An 18,191-nucleotide genomic window follows, 5' to 3' on the forward strand; every position below is an offset into this window, starting at 1 on the left:
CCGGTGAGCAAGACTTTTTGACGAGACGACCATGGTTGAGCATGACGACATCCTGAGTGACGCCGAACGCGAGGCACTGGCCGGGCTGGTGGCGCCTATTGCGCCCAAGCCTGTGGTTCTGGTGGTGGATGACAACCGAGTGAACAGCGAGGCCTTGAGCCTGTACCTGAAAAGCAGAGGCATCGACTGCATGACGGCCGACGGGGTCCAGGAGGCGATGTTCAAGCTGCATTACGAGCCGAGGATCGCCTTGGTGATCACTGACCTGCGCATGGAGCCCAAGGATGGCCTGGATCTGATCCGGTATATTCGTAAGTCGGAGCGGGCGGCGTTGTCGATCATCGTGGTGTCGGGCGACACCGATGTGAAAGAGGCGGTAGACGTGATGCACCTGGGGGTGGTCGACTTTTTGCTCAAGCCGGTGGACCTGGGCAAACTGCTGGAGCTGGTGAAGAAAGAACTGAAGATTGGGTGATGGGTAGGGGGGCCGCAAAGCGGCCCCCGTACGCAGATGTGACTTACAACCCGTTACGCGCCTTGAACTCGCGACGGCGACGGTGCAGTACCGGCTCGGTATAACCGTTCGGCTGCTTGCCACCTTCGATCACCAGCTCCACGGCCGCCTGGAACGCGACGTTGTCGTCGAAGCTCGGCGCCATCGGTTGGTACAGGGGGTCGCCAGCGTTCTGCTGGTCGACCACCACCGCCATGCGCTTGAGGCTTTCCAGCACCTGCGCCTCGTTGACCACGCCGTGGCGCAGCCAGTTGGCCAGCAGCTGGGCCGAGATGCGCAGGGTGGCGCGGTCTTCCATCAGGCCGACGTTGTTGATGTCCGGCACCTTCGAACAACCCACGCCCTGATCGATCCAGCGAACCACGTAGCCAAGGATGCCCTGGGCGTTGTTGTCCAGCTCGTTGCGGATCTCCTCGGCCGACCAGTGGGTGTCGGCGGCCAGCGGGATGGCCAGGATGTCGTCGACCGAAGCCGGGGTGCGCGTAGCCAGCTCGCGCTGACGCGCCTGCACATCGACCTTGTGGTAGTGCAGGGCATGCAGGGTAGCGGCGGTCGGCGAAGGTACCCAGGCGGTGTTGGCACCGGCCAGCGGGTGGGCGATCTTCTGCTCGAGCATGGCAGCCATCAGGTCGGGCATGGCCCACATGCCTTTGCCGATCTGCGCACGGCCTTGCAGGCCGGTGGCCAGGCCGACGTCGACGTTGTTGTTCTCGTAGGCGCCGATCCACTTCTCGTTCTTCATGGCGCCCTTGCGCACGACGGCGCCGGCTTCCATGGAGGTGTGAATTTCGTCACCGGTGCGGTCGAGGAAGCCGGTGTTGATGAACGCCACGCGCTCGGCAGCGGCCTTGATGCAGGACTTGAGGTTGACCGTGGTACGGCGCTCCTCGTCCATGATGCCGACCTTGACGGTGTTGCGCGGCATGCCCAGCAGGTCTTCGACCTGGCTGAAGATTTCAGCGGCGAAGGCCACTTCTTCAGGGCCGTGCATCTTCGGCTTGACGATGTAGACGCTGCCGGTACGGGTGTTCTTGCGGCTGGTGTTGCCGTTGAGGTTGTGCAGGGCGATCAGGTTGGTGAACAGACCGTCCTGGATACCTTCGGGGATTTCATTGCCTTGGGCATCGAGGATCGCCGGGTTGGTCATCAGGTGGCCAACGTTGCGCACGAACAGCAGCGAACGGCCGTGCAGGGTGACGGTGCCACCGTTTGGCGCGGCGTATTCGCGGTCTGGGTTCATGGTGCGGGTGAAGGTCTTGCCACCCTTGTTCACGCTTTCGGCCAGGTCGCCTTTCATCAGGCCCAGCCAGTTGCGGTAGACGATGACTTTGTCATCGGCGTCCACGGCCGCGACCGAGTCTTCGCAGTCCATGATGGTGGTCAGTGCCGATTCCATCAGGATGTCTTTGACGCCGGCGGCATCGGTGCTGCCAACCGGGGTGCTGGCATCGACCTGGATTTCGAAGTGCAGGCCGTTGTGCTTGAGCAGCACGGAGGTCGGCGCGGCGGCATCGCCGACGTAGCCGATCAGTTGGGCATCGTCACGCAGGCCGCTGTTGCTGCCGCCCTTGAGGGCGACGACCAGCTTGCCGGCTTTGATGCTGTAGGCCGTGGAATCGACATGCGAGCCTGCAGCCAGTGGCGCGGCTTCGTCGAGGAAGGCGCGGGCAAAGGCAATAACCTTGTCGCCCCGGGCTTTGTTGTAGCCCTGGCCTTTCTCGGCGCCGCCTTCATCGCTGATGGCATCGGTGCCATACAGGGCGTCGTACAGCGAACCCCAACGGGCGTTGGCGGCGTTCAGGGCGAAGCGGGCGTTCATCACCGGCACTACCAGCTGTGGGCCGGCCATGCGGGCGATTTCTTCGTCCACGTTCTGCGTGGTGGCCTGGAAATCGTCGGCTTGTGGCAGCAGATAGCCGATTTCCTGGAGGAAGCTTTTGTAGGCTACGGCGTCATGGGCCTGGCCTTTGCGTGCCTGGTGCCAGGCGTCGATCTTGGCTTGCAGCTCGTCGCGCTTGGCGAGCAGGGCTTTGTTCTTTGGAGCGAGGTCATTGATGATCTTCTCTGCACCTGCCCAGAACTGCTCGGCGACGATGCCGGTCCCGGGGATGGCTTCGTTGTTCACGAAGTCGTACAGGACCTTGGCGACCTGAAGGCCACCGACTTGAACGTATCCAGTCATTGCTTGCCTCACTCTGCTCAGCTATTTCGCTCTTCTGTATTAAGCCTGTAGCGCTTCTCTAAACACGGCACCAGTGCGTGCCCAGGTCGGATGAACCCGAGGGCGGCTGGGTGCGGCCTGCCAGACGGGCTGGCGGGCAGTGTGCGTATTTTCACAGGCGCCTTGGCAGACATCCAAACGACGTTTTGTAGTCCGCGCCACGGGATACTACATGAAGCAGTAGGCGGGGCAAAATCAGACTAAAAGCGTCGTTGTGCGACCCGTTGGTCGCGTATGGTCACGCTGGGAATTGGTATGTTCGCAAAAAACAGGTGGATTGTTCCAGATAAATCTTGAAACAGTACACGATTAGTCATGTCGATTGCCCTGCGGCAGGTTGCCGCGCCTTGCCTATACTCAATCGATCCCCCGGTTTATCGCCGCCCAGCGCGGTTCGACACAGAGGAAGGGCTTGTGGATCATCTTGTACTCACTGTGATTGCCCCTGACAAGGCCGGCCAGGTCGAACGCATTGCCCAATGCATCGCCGACCACAGCGGTAACTGGCTGGAAAGCCGCATGTCGCGCATGGCCGGGCAGTTCGCCGGCATCCTGCGGGTGGCGGTGCCGGCGGAAAATTATGCAGAACTGGTCGCGTCGCTGCAGGCCCTGGCCCGCTACGATATTCGTGTATTGATTGCCGAGAGCGGCATCGAGCCATCGTGCACCTGGAAGCCTATCGCCATGGAGCTGGTGGGTAATGACCGGCCCGGGATCGTGCGCGATATCACCCGGCTGCTGGCCGAGCTTGGGGTGAACCTGGAGCGCTTTACCACTGAAGTGCGGCCTGCACCGATGAGCAGTGAGCCGTTGTTTCATGCCAATGCATTGTTGGCGCTGCCGTTGACCTTGTCGCTGGACGAACTGCAGCAGCGGTTGGAGAGCCTGGCGGATGATTTGATGGTGGAGTTGGAGCTGCGGGCGGAAGAGTGATCCGCGATGGCTGGGGCCGCTTTGCGGCCTCAGGGTTATCCCCCGTTTTACAGGTACGGCCCTGTGGATAACCTGGGGGCGCACGTCTCCAGCCCACGCGCATCAAGGCCTGCAAAGGTTTGATCAAAAAACGCCCAGAATTCAGCAGCTTGTGCACAAAGCACGGGGACGAGGGTGTGGATAACCTCTGGAGATGTCTCTGCAGGCCACGACCCACGTGCCCTGCAGAGTTTTGATCGTTTTTTGATCAGGCGCGCTTGCGCAAATTCAGCCAGGCATCGACGCTGTATATCGCCAAACCCGCCCAGATGAACACGAACGCCACCAGCGTGCTCGACGACAAATGCTCGTCAAACAGCAGCACCGCCTGCAGCAGCACCAGGGTCGGGGCGAGGTACTGCAGGAAGCCCAGCGTGGTATACGGCAGATGGCGTGCGGCAGCGTTGAAGCACACCAGCGGCACCAGCGTTACCGGCCCTGCCGCCATCAACCACAACGCTTCGCTGCTGGTGTAGAACGCGCCCTGCGCGCTCATCGCGGCGGGGTGCAGCAACAGCCAGCCAAGGGCCAGGGGCACCAGCATCCAGGTTTCCACCACCAGGCCCGGCAACGCTGCCACGGGCGCCTGTTTGCGGATCAGCCCATAGAAGCCGAAGGTCAGCGCCAGTACCAGCGAGACCCAGGGCAGGCTGCCGACCTGCCATACCTGCTGGGCCACGCCCACCGCCGCCATGGCCACTGCCAGCCATTGCAGGCGGCGCAGGCGCTCGCCCAGGATGAGCATGCCCAGCAGCACGTTGATCAGCGGGTTTATGTAGTAGCCAAGGCTGGCTTCGAGCATGCGGCCATTGTTCACCGACCATACGTAGGTCAGCCAGTTGCCAGCGATCAGCGCGCCGCTCAGCGCCAGGATGGCCAGCCGGCGCGGGTTGTCGCGCAGTTCGCGCCACCAGCCGGGGTGCTTCCATACCAGCAACAGCAGCGAGCCAAACAAGGCCGACCAGAGCACCCGGTGGACGATGATCTCCACCGCCGGCACGCTCTGGATCGCTTTGAAGTAGAGAGGGAACAGGCCCCAGATGATGTAGGCACTGAGGCCTAGGATGTACCCGCGTTGCGGGTTTGCGGCGTGCATGCAGAATCCTTGCTTAGGTAGCTAAATAAAGCGACGCCTATTGTAGACAGAGGTCAGCGCACTTCTAGAACAATTTCAGCGGTTGTTCATCGAGGGCTGCCATCTGCTCGCGCAGCGCGAGAATCTGGTCGCCCCAGTAGCGCGGCTGGCCGAACCACGGGAAGCTTCGCGGGAATGCCGGGTCGTCCCAGCGCCGCGCCAGCCACGCGCTGTGGTGCAGTTGGCGCAAGGCGCGCAGCGGCTCGATCAGGGGCAGCTCGCGTGGGTCGAAGTCGTGGAACTCGTTGTAGCCGTCGATCAGCTCTGCCAGTTGGCCGAGGCGTTCTTCGCGGCTGCCGGCGAGCATCATCCACAGGTCCTGCACCGCCGGGCCCATGCGGCAGTCGTCGAGGTCGACCACGTGATACACCTCGTCGCGATGCATCAGGTTGCCCGGGTGCAAGTCGCCGTGCAGGCGCATCACCTTGTGTGGGGTGCGCGCGTAGATATCCTCGACCCGTTTCAGCAGGTCGCGGGCCACGGACTCGAAGGCGGGCAGCAATTCGCGCGGGACGAAGTTGCCTTCCAGCAGGGTTTGCAGGGAGGCGTGGCCGAAGTTGTCCACAGCCAACGCTTCGCGATGCTCGAACGGCCGTGTGGCGGCAACGGCGTGTAGGCGGCCGAGCAACTGGCCGAGGCGATAGAGCTGGTCGAGGTTGCCGGGTTCTGGTGCATGGCCGCCACGGCGGGGGAACAGTGTGAAGCGAAAACCCTGGTGCTCGAACAGTGTGCGGCCGTCGTGCTGCAGAGGCGCGACCACGGGCACTTCACAGTCGGCAAGCTCGGCAGTGAAGCGGTGTTCTTCAAGAATCGCCGCATCGCTCCAGCGGGCAGGTCGGTAGAACTTGGCGATCAGCGGTTGTGAGTCTTCGATGCCTACCTGGTAGACGCGGTTTTCGTAGCTGTTCAGCGCCAGGATCCGGGCATCGCTGAGAAAGCCGATGCTTTCCACGGCATCCAGGACCAAGTCGGGGGTGAGGGTGACGAAGGGGTGTGACATGGTGGCTCCGGGGATAGGCGGCGTGCAGCCATGGTAACGCATTCCACCTTGCCAAACGGTGCGGCCAAGCTACACCGGCACCCCCAGCAGCACATAAGAAGGATGGAACTGTGCCCGTACCTGGCTGCCCGTTTGAATCCGATTGCGCGTCAACCACGCCTTTTCGGCGAACGCGCACAATGTCTGCCCATTGCCCAGCGCCAGCCGTACTTCGCTGGGCCCGTCAGCGTCCGCCAGCACGTGTTCCACCGTTGTCTTGAGGCAGTTGCTGCCCGCGTCGGCGTCATCGCCATCCCCCAGCAGTTGCACCCACCCGGCCTTGAGCAACGCCACCACCATTGTCCCCAGGGTCAACTCCAGGCGCGCGGTGCTGTCGTGGGTAATCAGCGCCTCGATCTCCAGGCCACCACCCAGCGCCAGGCTTACGCAGTCATGCCGGCCTTCACGGCGTAGGCCGCTGACCTTGCCCTGCAGCTGATTGCGCGCACTGGTGCGCAGCATCAGGCGCCCGAGCAGGTCGAGGTCGCTGGACTCTTCGGCCGCTTCCAGGATTTGTGCCTGCAGGGCCTGCAGGCGTTGATAAAGACGCAGCACGCGTTCGCCTTCGACCGACAGGCGTGCGCCGCCGCCGCCACGCCCGCCGGTGCTGCGCTCGACCAGGGGCTGGCTGGCCAGGTTGTTGAGCTCGTCGATGGCGTCCCAGGCGGCTTTGTAGCTGACGCCTGCGGCCTTGGCGGCGCGTGTGATCGAGCCTTGTTCGGCGATATGCTGGAGCAGGGCGATGCGTTGCGGGCGGCGGGCGATGTGCTGGGTGAGCAGGGCGGGTAGGGACATGGGCAGGATAATCAGTGGTTGATGCAAGGTCGTTGCTTTATAGCATGGCCCTGATTGGTTGCATGGCCCTGATTTGGTTGCATGGCCCTGATTGGTTGCATGGCCCTGATTGGTGTAGGAGCGGCCTTGCGTCGCGAAAGGGCTGCGCAGCGGCCCCCATCGATTTTAGCGGCGACGCTGGAATCCGGGATTAGCAGCGACGCTGAAATCCGAGACTAGCAGCGACGCTGAAATCCGGGGGCCGCTGCGCGACCCTTTCGCGACGCAAGGCCGCTCCTACAAGGGCTTGGGGGTGCGTGCCAGGCAATACACATCGACCCGGCGTGCCCCGGCCTTGGTTAACACCTGGGCAATCGCCTGGGCGGTGGTGCCGGTAGTCAGCACGTCATCGACCACCGCTACATGCCTCCCCGCCAGTGCCTTGTGCCCGGTGACGCAGAACGCCTGGCGCAGGTTGCGGCGCCTGGCCTTGGCATCCAGGTGCTGCTGCGCCTGGGTCTCGCGTGTACGCAGCAGCAGCCTCTCGTCGCAATCGATGCCCAACTGCGACGCCAACCAGCGCGCCAGCATGCCGGCCTGGTTGAAGCCGCGCTCACGCAGTCGACGCTTGGCCAAGGGCACAGGCAACAGCAGGTCAGGTTGCGCCAGGCCTTCTGCATAGCGATGTTGCAGGCCCTGGCCGAGCAATTCGGCCATCAACCGCCCCAGCGGCCACTGGCGTTTGTGCTTGAAGCGGCTGATCAGCGTGTCTACCGGGAACCCGTAATGCCACAGCGCGATGACCTGGTCGAACGCCGGCGCCCGGCGGCTGCATTGGCCGCAGGTCAGGTTGGCCATGGGCAAAGGCAGTGCGCAGCGCAGGCAGTAGTCCTGCAACCAAGGCAACGCCTGTTCGCAGGCGACACACAGTGGGTACGCCTGTTCGGCAGGGGCGTCGCAGAGCAGACAGTGTTGGTTAATATTTACACACTTGTAAACCAGTGCTTTCAGGTTGGGTTGACAGTTCATAGGCCTTCCATGACTATGCGAGCTATCCGTGATGCGCTGGCGGGCATTCCTGTCCCGGCGCCAGTTACAGCCTAAACAAGGAAACGCCGATGAGCGCCAGCACAACTGCAACAACACGTCACGACTGGACCCTGGCCGAGGTCAAGGCGCTGTTCCAGCAACCATTCAACGACCTGCTGTTCCAGGCGCAAACCGTGCACCGCGCGCATTTCGACGCAAACCGCGTGCAGGTCTCGACCCTGCTGTCGATCAAGACCGGCGCCTGCCCGGAAGATTGCAAATATTGTCCGCAGTCCGGCCACTACAACACCGGGCTGGAAAAACAGAAGCTGATGGAAGTGCAGAAGGTGCTGGAAGAAGCCGCCCGCGCCAAAGCCATTGGCTCGACCCGCTTCTGCATGGGCGCGGCGTGGAAGCACCCGTCGGCCAAGGACATGCCCTACGTGCTGGAGATGGTCAAAGGGGTCAAGGCCATGGGCCTGGAAACCTGCATGACCCTCGGCAAGCTCGATCAGGACCAGACCCAGGCGCTGGCCCAGGCCGGCCTCGACTATTACAACCACAACCTCGACACCTCGCCCGAGTTCTACGGCAGCATCATCACCACCCGCACCTACAGCGAACGCCTGCAAACCCTGGCCTATGTGCGTGATGCCGGGATGAAGATCTGCTCTGGCGGCATCCTCGGCATGGGCGAGTCGCTGGATGACCGCGCCGGCCTGCTGATCCAGCTGGCCAACCTGCCCGAGCACCCGGAGTCGGTGCCGATCAACATGCTGGTCAAGGTGGCGGGCACGCCGCTGGCCGAAGAAGAAGATGTCGACCCGTTCGACTTCATCCGCATGCTGGCGGTGGCCCGCCTGCTGATGCCCAAGTCGCATGTGCGCCTGTCTGCCGGCCGTGAGCAGATGAACGAGCAGATGCAGGCCCTGGCCTTCATGGCGGGCGCCAACTCGATCTTCTATGGCGAGAAGCTGCTGACCACCGCCAACCCGCAGGCTGACAAGGACATGCAGCTGTTCGCCCGCCTGGGTATCAAGCCTGAGGCCCGCGAAGAGCACGCCGATGAAGTGCACCAGGCAGCCATCGAGCAGGCGCTGGTCGAACAGCGCAGCAGCGAGATGTTCTACAACGCAGCAACGGCCTGAGATGGCCTTTGACCTGGCAGCGCGCCTGGCCGAACGGCGCGCTGCAGACCTGTATCGGCAGCGGCCACTGCTGGAGAGCCCGCAGGGGCCTGAAGTGGTGGTCGATGGCCAGCCGCTGTTGGCGTTTTGCAGCAATGATTACCTGGGCCTTGCCAATCACCCGGAGGTGATCGCCGCCTGGCAGGCCGGCGCCGAACGCTGGGGTGTCGGTGGCGGCGCGTCGCACCTGGTGATTGGCCACAGCACGCCGCACCACCAGGTCGAAGAGGCGTTGGCAGAGCTGACCGGGCGTCCGCGCGCGTTGCTGTTCTCCACCGGCTACATGGCCAACCTGGGCGCCATCACTGCGCTGGTGGGGCAGGGCGACACGGTGCTGCAGGACCGCCTCAACCACGCCTCGCTGTTGGATGGCGGGCTGCTCAGTGGTGCCCGTTTCAACCGCTACCTGCACAACGACCCGGCCAGCCTGGCCAGCCGCCTGGACAAGGCCGTGGGCAATACCCTGGTGGTGACCGACGGGGTGTTCAGCATGGATGGCGACCTTGCCGATTTGCCGGCCCTGGCCAAGGCCGCCCGCGCCCGCGGCGCCTGGCTGATGGTTGATGATGCCCATGGCCTGGGGACCTTGGGGGCCCAGGGTGGCGGTATCGTCGAGCACTTTGGTTTGGGTGTGGATGATGTACCCGTGCTGATCGGCACCCTGGGCAAAGCCTGCGGCACGGCAGGCGCTTTTGTTGCCGGTAGCGAAGCGTTGATCGAGGCGCTGGTGCAGTTCGCCCGGCCTTACATCTACACCACCAGCCAGCCCCCGGCGCTGGCCTGTGCCACGCTTAAAAGCCTGGAGCTGCTGCGCCGCGAAACCTGGCGCCGCGAGCACCTGGCCGCGTTGATCCGCCAGTTCCGCCAGGGCGCCCAGCAGATCGGCCTGGAGCTGATGGACAGCCCCACACCGATTCAGCCGATCATGATCGGTGACAGCGCCCAGGCCCTGCGCCTGTCACAGATGTTGCGCGAGCGGGGCTTGCTGGTGACGGCGATCCGCCCACCCACCGTGCCCGCCGGCAGCGCGCGCCTGCGGGTGACGCTGAGCGCCGCGCACAGTGAGGCGCAGGTGCAGCTATTGTTGAATGCATTGGCCGAGTGTTATCCACAACTGGAGCGCACCACTGGAGAGCGCCGATGCGAAATCGACTGATTCTATTGCCCGGCTGGGGCCTGGGCACCGCTGCGCTGGAGCCACTGGCTGCCAGCCTCAGGGCCCAGGATGCACGCCTGCAGGTCGAGCTGATGCCCCTGCCGGAACTGGCCGAGGCCGATGTGCAGGCCTGGGTCGACCACCTCGATCGCAAGCTGCCGACTGATACGTGGCTGGGCGGCTGGTCGCTCGGCGGCATGTTGGCCAGTGAGCTGGCAAGCAGGCGCGGTGATCACTGCTGCGGCCTGCTGACCCTGGGCAGCAACCCCAGCTTCGTGGCGCGGCCGGACTGGCCCCACGGCATGGCCGACGACACCTTCGGCACCTTCCTCGACGGTTGCCGCAGCCACACCCAGGTGACGCTCAAGCGCTTTCGCAGCTTGTGCAGCGACGGTGCCCTGCAACCGCGTACGTTGCTGCGTCAGCTTGGCGTAGGGGTGCCGGACACCGACCCGCTTTACCTTGCCACCGGCTTGCAGGTGCTGGCGCAACTGGACACCCGCGCAGCCCTGCAACACTTCGCCGGGCCGCAACTGCACCTGTTCGCCGGTAGCGATGCGCTGGTACCGGCGGAGGCCGCCAAGGCCCTGAGCGAACTGTTGCCGGACGTGGAAGTCGGCCTGGTCGAAGAGAGTTCCCACGCCTTCCTGCTGGAGTACCCACAGGAGCTGGCGGCGGGCATCAAGAGTTTCCTGCATGAGAGTGGCGATGACTGACCTTTCCCGTCCGACCCTGCCCGGCGCACTGCCGGACAAGCGCCAGGTGGCGGCCTCGTTTTCCCGCGCGGCGGCCAGCTACGACAGCGTCGCGGCCTTGCAGCGCGACGTTGGCATGAGCCTGCTGGGCCAGTTGCCGGCGGGGCTGGCACCGTCGCGCTGGCTTGACCTGGGCAGCGGCACCGGGCACTTCAGCCGGGTGCTGGCCGAGCGCTTCGCGCAGGCCAGTGGCGTGGCGGTGGATATCGCCGAAGGCATGCTGCGCCATGCCCGGCATGAGCAGGGCGGCGCCCAGTACCACGTGGTCGGCGATGCCGAGCGCCTGCCGCTGCGTGAGGCCAGCGTCGACCTGGTGTTCTCCAGCCTTGCAGTGCAGTGGTGTGGGCAGTTCGCCAGTGTGCTGGATGAGGCGCGGCGGGTGCTGCGCCCAGGCGGTGTGCTGGCGTTCAGCAGCCTGTGCGTCGGTACCCTGGACGAGCTGCGCGCCAGTTGGCAGGCGGTGGATGGCCTGGTGCACGTCAACCGCTTCCGCCGCTTCGACGATTACCAGCGCCTGTGCGCCGGCAGTGGCTTGCAGCACGTGACGCTGCAGCAGCGTGCGCATGTGCTGCACTACCCGGATGTACGCAGCCTGACCCACGAACTGAAGGCCCTTGGCGCCCACAACATCAACCCGGGCCGCCCCTCGGGCCTGACCGGCCGCGCGCGCATGCAAAGCTTGTTGCAGGCATATGAGGCATTTCGCCAGCCCCAGGGGCTGCCAGCCACTTATCAAGTGGTCTATGGTGTGTTGCGCAAGCCACAGGGGTAAGGGGAGTCAGATGAGCCAGGCCTATTTCATTGCCGGTACCGATACCGACGTCGGCAAGACCACCATTGCCGCCGGCCTGCTGCATGCGGCGCGGTTGCAAGGCATGAGCACCTTGGGGGCCAAGCCGGTGGCGTCCGGTTGCACGGTAACCCCAAAGGGCTTGCGCAACAGCGATGCGCAGGCGCTGATCGATGAAAGCTCGATCAAGTTGCCGTACGAACAGGTCAACCCGTTTGCCTTCGAGCCTGCGATCGCACCCCATGTCGCGGCCCGTGAGGCTGGCGTCACGCTGGGCGTGCCCGAGCTGCTGGCGGCGATGCGCAACGTGCTGCAGCAAAACGCCGACTTCACCTTGATTGAAGGCGCCGGTGGCTGGCGCGTGCCGTTGTCGGGCCAGGCCAACCTGTCTGACCTGGCCATCGCCCTGAAACTGCCGGTGATTCTGGTGGTGGGGGTACGCCTGGGCTGTATCAGCCATGCCTTGCTCAGCGCCGAAGCGATCGCCCGCGACGGGCTGCAATTGGCGGGCTGGGTGGCGAACATCATCGAACCGCGCACGTCGCGCCTGGAAGAGAACCTGGCCAGCCTCGCCGAGCGGTTGCCCGCGCCTTGCCTGGGGCGGGTGCCCAAGTTGAAGCAGGCGAGTGCCGACATGGTGGCGGAGCATTTACAGCTTGATTTGCTCGATTAACCGCCGCTGTCTATCGACTGGCACTGGGCCATTAACGATTTAAACGGGCCTTTTCTGCCGTCGCCTGCTTTAATTAGGCCTGTTCGTCATCCAGCGTCAATGGAGTCCTGACATGGAAATCACCGGTAGCTCCGCCTACTACGCGGGCCTGAGCGCAATCCAGACCGGCCAGAACCGCGTTGATCAAGCCGCCAGCCAGATTGCCAACACCAGCCAGATTGCCAACAACAGTGCCGAGCGCACTGCCACCAGCCAGTCCAGCGACTTTCAGGCAGAACGCCTGCGCGCGGTTGATCGCAGCCAGCAAATGGACATGGCGACCAGTACCGTGCAACTGGCACTGGGCAAGCATGAAGTCGAGCTTGGCGCAAAAGTCGTCAAGGCTTCCGACGAAATGCTCGGTCGGATCATCGACACCTACGCCTGATTTCTGGCTTCCCCTGTAAAACACCTCCTTTCAACACTGTGGGAGCGGGTTTACCCGCGAATGCGTCCGATCAGACACCTTTATCGTCTGGGAGGCCCTGTTCGCGGGTAAACCCGCTCCCGCAGCCTGTGCATTTCAGGCACTGATCGTCGTGCAGTGGCCGAAACGTCATTTTTCGTGACGTAAATGGCACCATCGTCCCTTCTTGACATCCGCGCGTGCTAAACGTAAGTTTCAAACAACTGTTTGATCGAAAGCCGCCAAGAGCTTGTCGGTAGTACCGATCACCCCCGAACTCATCACAGAGGTTCACCGCAATGCCTGACTACAAAGCCCCCTTGCGTGATATCCGTTTCGTTCGCGACGAGCTGCTCGGCTACGAAGCGCATTATCAGAGCCTGCCGGGTTGCGAGGACGCCACGCCCGACATGGTCGACGCGATCCTTGAAGAAGGCGCGAAATTCTGTGAGCAGGTACTCGCCCCGCTGAACCGCGTTGGCGACCAGGAAGGCTGCACCTGGAGCGAGTCGGGCGTGAAGACGCCGACCGGCTTCAAAGCGGCTTACGAGCAGTTTGTCGAGGGTGGCTGGCCGAGCCTGGCGCATGACGTTGCCCACGGCGGCCAAGGCCTGCCGGAATCGCTGGGCCTGGCCCTGAGCGAGATGGTTGGTGAGTCGAACTGGTCGTGGGGCATGTACCCAGGCCTGTCCCATGGCGCCATGAACACCATTTCCGAGCACGGCACGCCTGAGCAGCAAGAGGTCTACCTGACCAAGCTGGTTTCCGGCGAGTGGACCGGCACCATGTGCCTGACCGAGCCGCACTGCGGCACTGACCTGGGCATGCTGCGTACCAAGGCCGAGCCTCAGGCTGACGGTTCGTACAAAGTGTCGGGCACCAAGATCTTCATTTCCGCTGGCGAGCACGACATGGCCGACAACATCGTCCATATCGTGCTGGCCCGCCTGCCCGATGCCCCGGCTGGTACCAAAGGCATCTCGCTGTTCATCGTGCCGAAGTTCATGCCCAACGCCGAAGGCGCTGCCGGCGAGCGTAACGCCGTGAGCTGTGGCTCGATCGAACACAAGATGGGCATCCACGGTAACGCCACCTGCGTGATGAACTTCGACGGCGCAACCGGCTATCTGATCGGCCCGGCCAACAAAGGCCTGAACTGCATGTTCACCTTCATGAACACCGCTCGCCTGGGCACCGCACTGCAAGGCCTGGCCCATGCCGAAGTGGCCTTCCAGGGCGGCCTGAAGTATGCCCGTGAGCGCCTGCAGATGCGCTCGCTGACCGGCCCTAAAGCCCCTGAAAAGGCGGCCGACCCGATCATCGTCCACCCAGACGTGCGCCGCATGCTGCTGACCATGAAAGCCTTCGCTGAAGGCAACCGCGCCATGGTCTACTTCACCGCCAAGCAGGTCGACATCGTCAAGTACAGCCAGGACGAAGAAGAGCGCAAGAAAGCTGACGCGCTGCTGGCTTTCATGACCCCGATCGCCAAGGCCTTCATGACCGAAGTCGGTTTCGAGGCCGCCAACCACGGCGTGCAGATCTACGGCGGCCATGGTTTCATCGCCGAGTGGGGCATGGAACAGAACGTGCGCGACAGCCGTATCTCCATGCTGTACGAAGGCACTACCGGCATCCAGGCCCTCGACCTGCTCGGCCGCAAGGTGCTGATGACCCAAGGTGAAGCGCTGAAGGGCTTTACCAAGATCGTGCACAAGTTCTGCCAGGCGCAAGAAGGCGTCGAGGCGGTCAAAGAGTTCGTCGAGCCGCTGGCGGCCATCAACAAGGAATGGGGCGAGCTGACCATGAAGGTCGGTATGGCCGCCATGAAAGATCGCGAAGAAGTGGGTGCCGCTTCGGTCGATTACCTGATGTATTCCGGTTATGCCTGCCTGGCCTACTTCTGGGCTGACATCGCCCGCCTGGCTGCCGAAAAGCTGGCTGCCGGTACTGAAGAAGTGGCGTTCTACACCGCCAAGCTGCAGACCGCGCGCTTCTACTTCCAGCGCATCCTGCCGCGTACCCGTACCCATGTGGCGGCGATGCTGTCGGGTGCAGGTAACCTGATGGCGATGGAAGAAGAGCACTTCGGTCTGTCTTACTGACCCATAAGCTGTAGAAAAAACCCGCCTGCCCTCACCGGCAGGCGGGTTTTTTCGTTTCGGGGCCAGGGCATTGCCAGCGGGTATTCAACTGTTCACGCGCGCTGCCGATGAAATAAGGGCACAATGCCACTATTGATCTGCCGGGTTGGAGATTACCCTTGTTTCGTCTTGATGCTGTACGCGTAAGCCACTTCCTGCCTTCGCTGTTTCTGTTGCTGGCAGGCCTTGCGGCGGCTTACGTAAGAGACCTCAGTGTCTTTTTCACGTCGCTGTTCAATGTGCTGCCCACCTTGGTCCTGCTATTGGGCGGTGCCTACTGCGCCGTTTATCGCCGCCAGCGCGAGCTGTTTCTGATGGTCACGGTGTACATCGCCTACTATCTGCTCGACACCCAGACCGACTTCTACCGCGACAACGGCCACGTGCGCGCGGATGCCGCGGTGATCTTCCATCTGGTGTGCCTGCTGCTACCAGCCCTGTTCGCGCTGTATGGCGCCTGGCAGGAGCGCACCCACCTGCTGCAGGACCTGGTCGCGCGCTTTGCGGTGCTGTTTGCCGTTGCCAGCGTTGCTGTGGCCCTCGAGCAAAGCTACCCCGATACGCTGCTGACGTGGCTGGCGGAGATCCGCTGGCCGTCCTTGCATGGCCAGTGGATGAGCCTGATCCAGATGGCCTACCCGTTGTTCCTCGCGGTGTTCATCCTGCTGGTGGTGCAGTACCTGCGCGAGCCCAGGCCCTTGCACGCGGCGCAGGTGATTGGCCTGATCGGCGTCTTCTGGATGCTGCCGCAAACGTTCATCCTGCCCTTCACCCTGAACATCATGTGCAGCCAGGTGATGTTGATGATCGCCGCTGCCGTCGCGCACGAGGCTTATCAGATGGCTTTTCGCGATGAGCTTACCGGCCTGCCGGGGCGCCGCGCCTTGAACGAGCGCATGCAACGGCTGGGGCGCAACTATGTGATCGCCATGACCGACGTCGACCACTTCAAGAGATTCAACGATACCCACGGCCACGATGTCGGCGACCAGGTGCTACGGCTGGTGGCCAGCCGGTTGTCCAAGATCACCGGCGGCGGTCGGGCCTATCGCTATGGCGGCGAGGAATTTGCACTGGTCTTCGCGGGCAAGACGGCAGAAGAATGTGTGCCGCACGTGCAAGCCGTGCGCGAGATGATTGCCAACTACGCCATGCAACTGCGTGACCCGAACAGCCGCCCGCAGGACGATTCGGCAGGGCGACAGCGCCGCGGTGGCAGCGGCGCCGGTACGGTTTCGGTAACCATCAGCATCGGCGTTGCCGAGCGCCAGGCCGATCACCGCAACCCGGAGGCCGTGCTCAAGTCTGCCGATCAGGCGCTGTATAGCGCCAAAGAGGCGGGGCGCAATTGTGTCATGGTGCATGGGCAACAATCGCAACGTGGAGCGGTGCGAATGGCATGACCAGATTAGACCATACGGTCAACTGATGACCCTATGTCTCGTAAAAGTTGTTCGGTTACACTGCCAGCAACCCAGTGTCGCGGTTCTCCGAGACCGCCCCGACCCTACTAGCGAGAGGTTGTCATGGCCGACTATAAAGCGCCCCTGCGCGACATGCGCTTCGTTCTGAATGAAGTCTTCAACGTGGCCGAGCAATGGGCACAGTTGCCCGCGCTGGCCGACGTGGTCGATGCCGAAACCGCCCTGGCTGTGCTGGAGGAGGCCGGCAAGGTCACCGCGCGGACCATCGCCCCGCTCAGCCGCGCCGCCGATGAAGAGGGCTGCCGCTGGGACAACGGTGCGGTGAGCACGCCCGCTGGCTTCATCGACGCTTACAACACTTATGCCGAAGGCGGCTGGGTGGGTGTGGGCGGTGACCCGCTGTTCGGCGGCATGGGTATGCCCAAGGTCATCTCGGCCCAGGTCGAGGAAATGGTCAACGCGTCGAGCCTGGCCTTCGGCCTGTACCCGATGCTGACTGCCGGCGCCTGCCTGTCGATCAATGCCCACGCCAGTGAAGCACTCAAGGCAGCCTACCTGCCCAACATGTACGCTGGCGTCTGGGCGGGCTCCATGTGCCTGACCGAGCCCCATGCCGGTACCGACCTCGGCATCATCCGCACCAAGGCGGAGCCCCAGGCCGATGGCAGCTACAAGGTCAGTGGCACCAAGATCTTCATCACCGGTGGCGAGCATGACCTGACCGAGAACATCATCCACCTGGTGCTGGCCAAGTTGCCGGATGCCCCGGCCGGGCCCAAAGGTATTTCGTTGTTCCTGGTGCCCAAGTTCCTGGTCAACCCGGACGGCAGCCTGGGCGCACGCAACCCCGCCACCTGTGGCTCGATCGAACACAAGATGGGTATCCAGGCATCAGCCACCTGCGTGATGAACTTCGACGAAGCGGTCGGTTACATTGTCGGTGAGCCGAACAAGGGTTTGGCGGCCATGTTCACCATGATGAACTATGAGCGCCTGGGCGTAGGCATCCAAGGCCTGGCATCGGCCGAACGTTCCTACCAGAACGCCGTGGAGTATGCCCGTGACCGCCTGCAGAGCCGCGCCCCGACCGGCCCGCAAGCCAAGGACAAGGCCGCAGACCCGATCATCGTCCACCCGGACGTACGGCGCATGCTGTTGACCATGAAGGCCTTGATCGAAGGCGGACGCGCCTTCTCCAGCTACGTGGCGATGCAGCTCGACAGTGCCAAGTACAGCGAAGACCCGACCACCCGCAAGCGCAGTGAAGAACTGGTGGCGCTGTTGACCCCGGTTGCCAAGGCCTTCCTCACCGACCTTGGCCTTGAGTGCACCGTGCATGGCCAGCAGGTGTTCGGCGGGCATGGCTACATCAGGGAGTGGGGGCAGGAGCAATTGGTACGTGATGTGCGGATTACGCAGATCTACGAAGGCACCAACGGCATCCAGGCCCTCGACCTGATGGGGCGCAAGGTGGTGGCCAGTGGGGGTGCGTACTACAAGCTGTTCTCCGACGAGATACGCCGGTTTGTCGCCGGTGCCGACAGTGAACTGGATGAGTTTGCCAAACCCTTGGGTGCTTACCTTGACCAGCTGGACGGGCTGACCGAGTGGGTACTGGAGCAGGCCAAGGGTAACCCCAATGAAATTGGCGCCGCTTCGGTCGAGTACCTGCAGGCGTTTGGTTACGTCGCCTATGGCTACATGTGGGCGTTGATGGCGCGGGCGGCCAAGGCTGGCGAGGGGGATGAAGCCTTCTACTCCGGCAAACTGGGGACGGCGCGGTTCTACTTTGCGCGTCTGTTGCCGCGGGTGCAGTCATTGGTGGCCTCGGTCAAGGCGGGGAGCGAGGCGCTGTATCTGCTGGAGGCTGAGCAGTTCTGATCGGTTGATGCTGGGGGGCGAAGCGCCCCCAATCTCCGGTATGACTAGCAAT

General features: G+C 63.2%; 16 protein-coding genes. 11 read left to right on the forward strand and 5 right to left on the reverse strand.

Annotated features, from left to right (window positions below; all coding sequences use genetic code 11):
• Positions 1-31: 31 nt before the first annotated feature.
• On the forward strand, positions 32-475 hold the full coding sequence (locus HU766_RS15755; RefSeq protein WP_186658581.1) for a response regulator: 444 nt from the start codon (positions 32-34) through the stop codon (positions 473-475).
• 43 nt (positions 476-518) lie between these two features.
• Here the strand turns inward: HU766_RS15755 and HU766_RS15760 are convergent, their stop codons facing one another.
• Positions 519-2,696, reverse strand: a complete 2,178-nt coding sequence (locus tag HU766_RS15760) for a malate synthase G (RefSeq protein WP_186658583.1) — start codon at positions 2,694-2,696, stop codon at positions 519-521.
• A gap of 453 nt (positions 2,697-3,149) precedes the next feature.
• Here HU766_RS15760 and HU766_RS15765 point away from each other — a divergent pair, with 453 nt between their 5' ends.
• Positions 3,150-3,668 (forward strand): ACT domain-containing protein, encoded by a 519-nt coding sequence (locus HU766_RS15765; RefSeq protein ID WP_033703100.1) that lies wholly within the window; start codon positions 3,150-3,152, stop codon positions 3,666-3,668.
• A 247-nt stretch (positions 3,669-3,915) separates the two neighbouring features.
• Here the strand turns inward: HU766_RS15765 and rarD are convergent, their stop codons facing one another.
• The 4 genes from rarD to HU766_RS15785 all read right to left on the reverse strand — a co-directional run bounded on the left by rarD (position 3,916) and on the right by HU766_RS15785 (position 7,684).
• Entirely contained in the window at positions 3,916-4,803 is an 888-nt protein-coding gene (rarD, locus tag HU766_RS15770) for an EamA family transporter RarD (protein ID WP_033703099.1), read from the reverse strand.
• A gap of 64 nt (positions 4,804-4,867) precedes the next feature.
• Positions 4,868-5,842 carry a serine/threonine protein kinase gene (locus HU766_RS15775; protein ID WP_186658597.1) on the reverse strand — a complete coding sequence of 325 codons (975 nt, stop codon included), beginning with the start codon at positions 5,840-5,842 and terminating at the stop codon, positions 4,868-4,870.
• Positions 5,843-5,911: 69 nt separating this feature from the next.
• Positions 5,912-6,676 (reverse strand): TOBE domain-containing protein, encoded by a 765-nt coding sequence (locus tag HU766_RS15780; protein ID WP_186658619.1) that lies wholly within the window; start codon positions 6,674-6,676, stop codon positions 5,912-5,914.
• Positions 6,677-6,952: 276 nt separating this feature from the next.
• Positions 6,953-7,684 (reverse strand): ComF family protein, encoded by a 732-nt coding sequence (locus tag HU766_RS15785; protein WP_186658621.1) that lies wholly within the window; start codon positions 7,682-7,684, stop codon positions 6,953-6,955.
• An 89-nt stretch (positions 7,685-7,773) separates the two neighbouring features.
• Between HU766_RS15785 and bioB the strand changes: the two genes are divergently transcribed.
• The 9 genes from bioB to HU766_RS15830 all read left to right on the forward strand — a co-directional run bounded on the left by bioB (position 7,774) and on the right by HU766_RS15830 (position 18,139).
• Positions 7,774-8,832, forward strand: coding sequence for a biotin synthase BioB (gene bioB / locus HU766_RS15790; protein WP_033703095.1), 1,059 nt, complete (start codon positions 7,774-7,776; stop codon positions 8,830-8,832).
• A 1-nt stretch (position 8,833) separates the two neighbouring features.
• The gene (gene bioF / locus HU766_RS15795) at positions 8,834-10,027 is read left to right on the forward strand and encodes an 8-amino-7-oxononanoate synthase (RefSeq protein ID WP_186658623.1); all 1,194 of its coding nucleotides are present in this window, start codon (positions 8,834-8,836) and stop codon (positions 10,025-10,027) included.
• Positions 10,012-10,743 carry an alpha/beta fold hydrolase gene (locus tag HU766_RS15800; protein WP_186658628.1) on the forward strand — a complete coding sequence of 244 codons (732 nt, stop codon included), beginning with the start codon at positions 10,012-10,014 and terminating at the stop codon, positions 10,741-10,743. The genes bioF and HU766_RS15800 overlap by 16 nt, the downstream gene beginning before the upstream one ends.
• A complete protein-coding gene (gene bioC / locus HU766_RS15805; RefSeq protein WP_186658631.1) occupies positions 10,736-11,554 on the forward strand; it encodes a malonyl-ACP O-methyltransferase BioC in 819 nt (272 codons plus the stop codon). Before HU766_RS15800 ends, bioC begins: the two co-directional genes overlap by 8 nt.
• A gap of 10 nt (positions 11,555-11,564) precedes the next feature.
• Positions 11,565-12,245, forward strand: coding sequence for a dethiobiotin synthase (gene bioD, locus HU766_RS15810; RefSeq protein WP_033703090.1), 681 nt, complete (start codon positions 11,565-11,567; stop codon positions 12,243-12,245).
• 112 nt (positions 12,246-12,357) lie between these two features.
• Positions 12,358-12,672, forward strand: coding sequence for a hypothetical protein (locus HU766_RS15815; protein WP_033703088.1), 315 nt, complete (start codon positions 12,358-12,360; stop codon positions 12,670-12,672).
• A 317-nt stretch (positions 12,673-12,989) separates the two neighbouring features.
• Positions 12,990-14,795: a phenylacyl-CoA dehydrogenase gene (locus HU766_RS15820; protein ID WP_033703087.1), complete on the forward strand. Its 1,806-nt coding sequence runs from the start codon at positions 12,990-12,992 to the stop codon at positions 14,793-14,795.
• Between the two features lie 158 nt (positions 14,796-14,953).
• Positions 14,954-16,237, forward strand: a complete 1,284-nt coding sequence (locus HU766_RS15825) for a GGDEF domain-containing protein (protein ID WP_186658634.1) — start codon at positions 14,954-14,956, stop codon at positions 16,235-16,237.
• Between the two features lie 123 nt (positions 16,238-16,360).
• On the forward strand, positions 16,361-18,139 hold the full coding sequence (locus HU766_RS15830; RefSeq protein ID WP_033703084.1) for an acyl-CoA dehydrogenase C-terminal domain-containing protein: 1,779 nt from the start codon (positions 16,361-16,363) through the stop codon (positions 18,137-18,139).
• The last annotated feature ends 52 nt before the right edge of the window (positions 18,140-18,191 follow it).

Source organism: Pseudomonas sp. SWRI77, assembly GCF_014269105.1.
In the GTDB taxonomy this organism is placed as follows: Bacteria; Pseudomonadota; Gammaproteobacteria; order Pseudomonadales; family Pseudomonadaceae; genus Aquipseudomonas; species Aquipseudomonas capeferrum.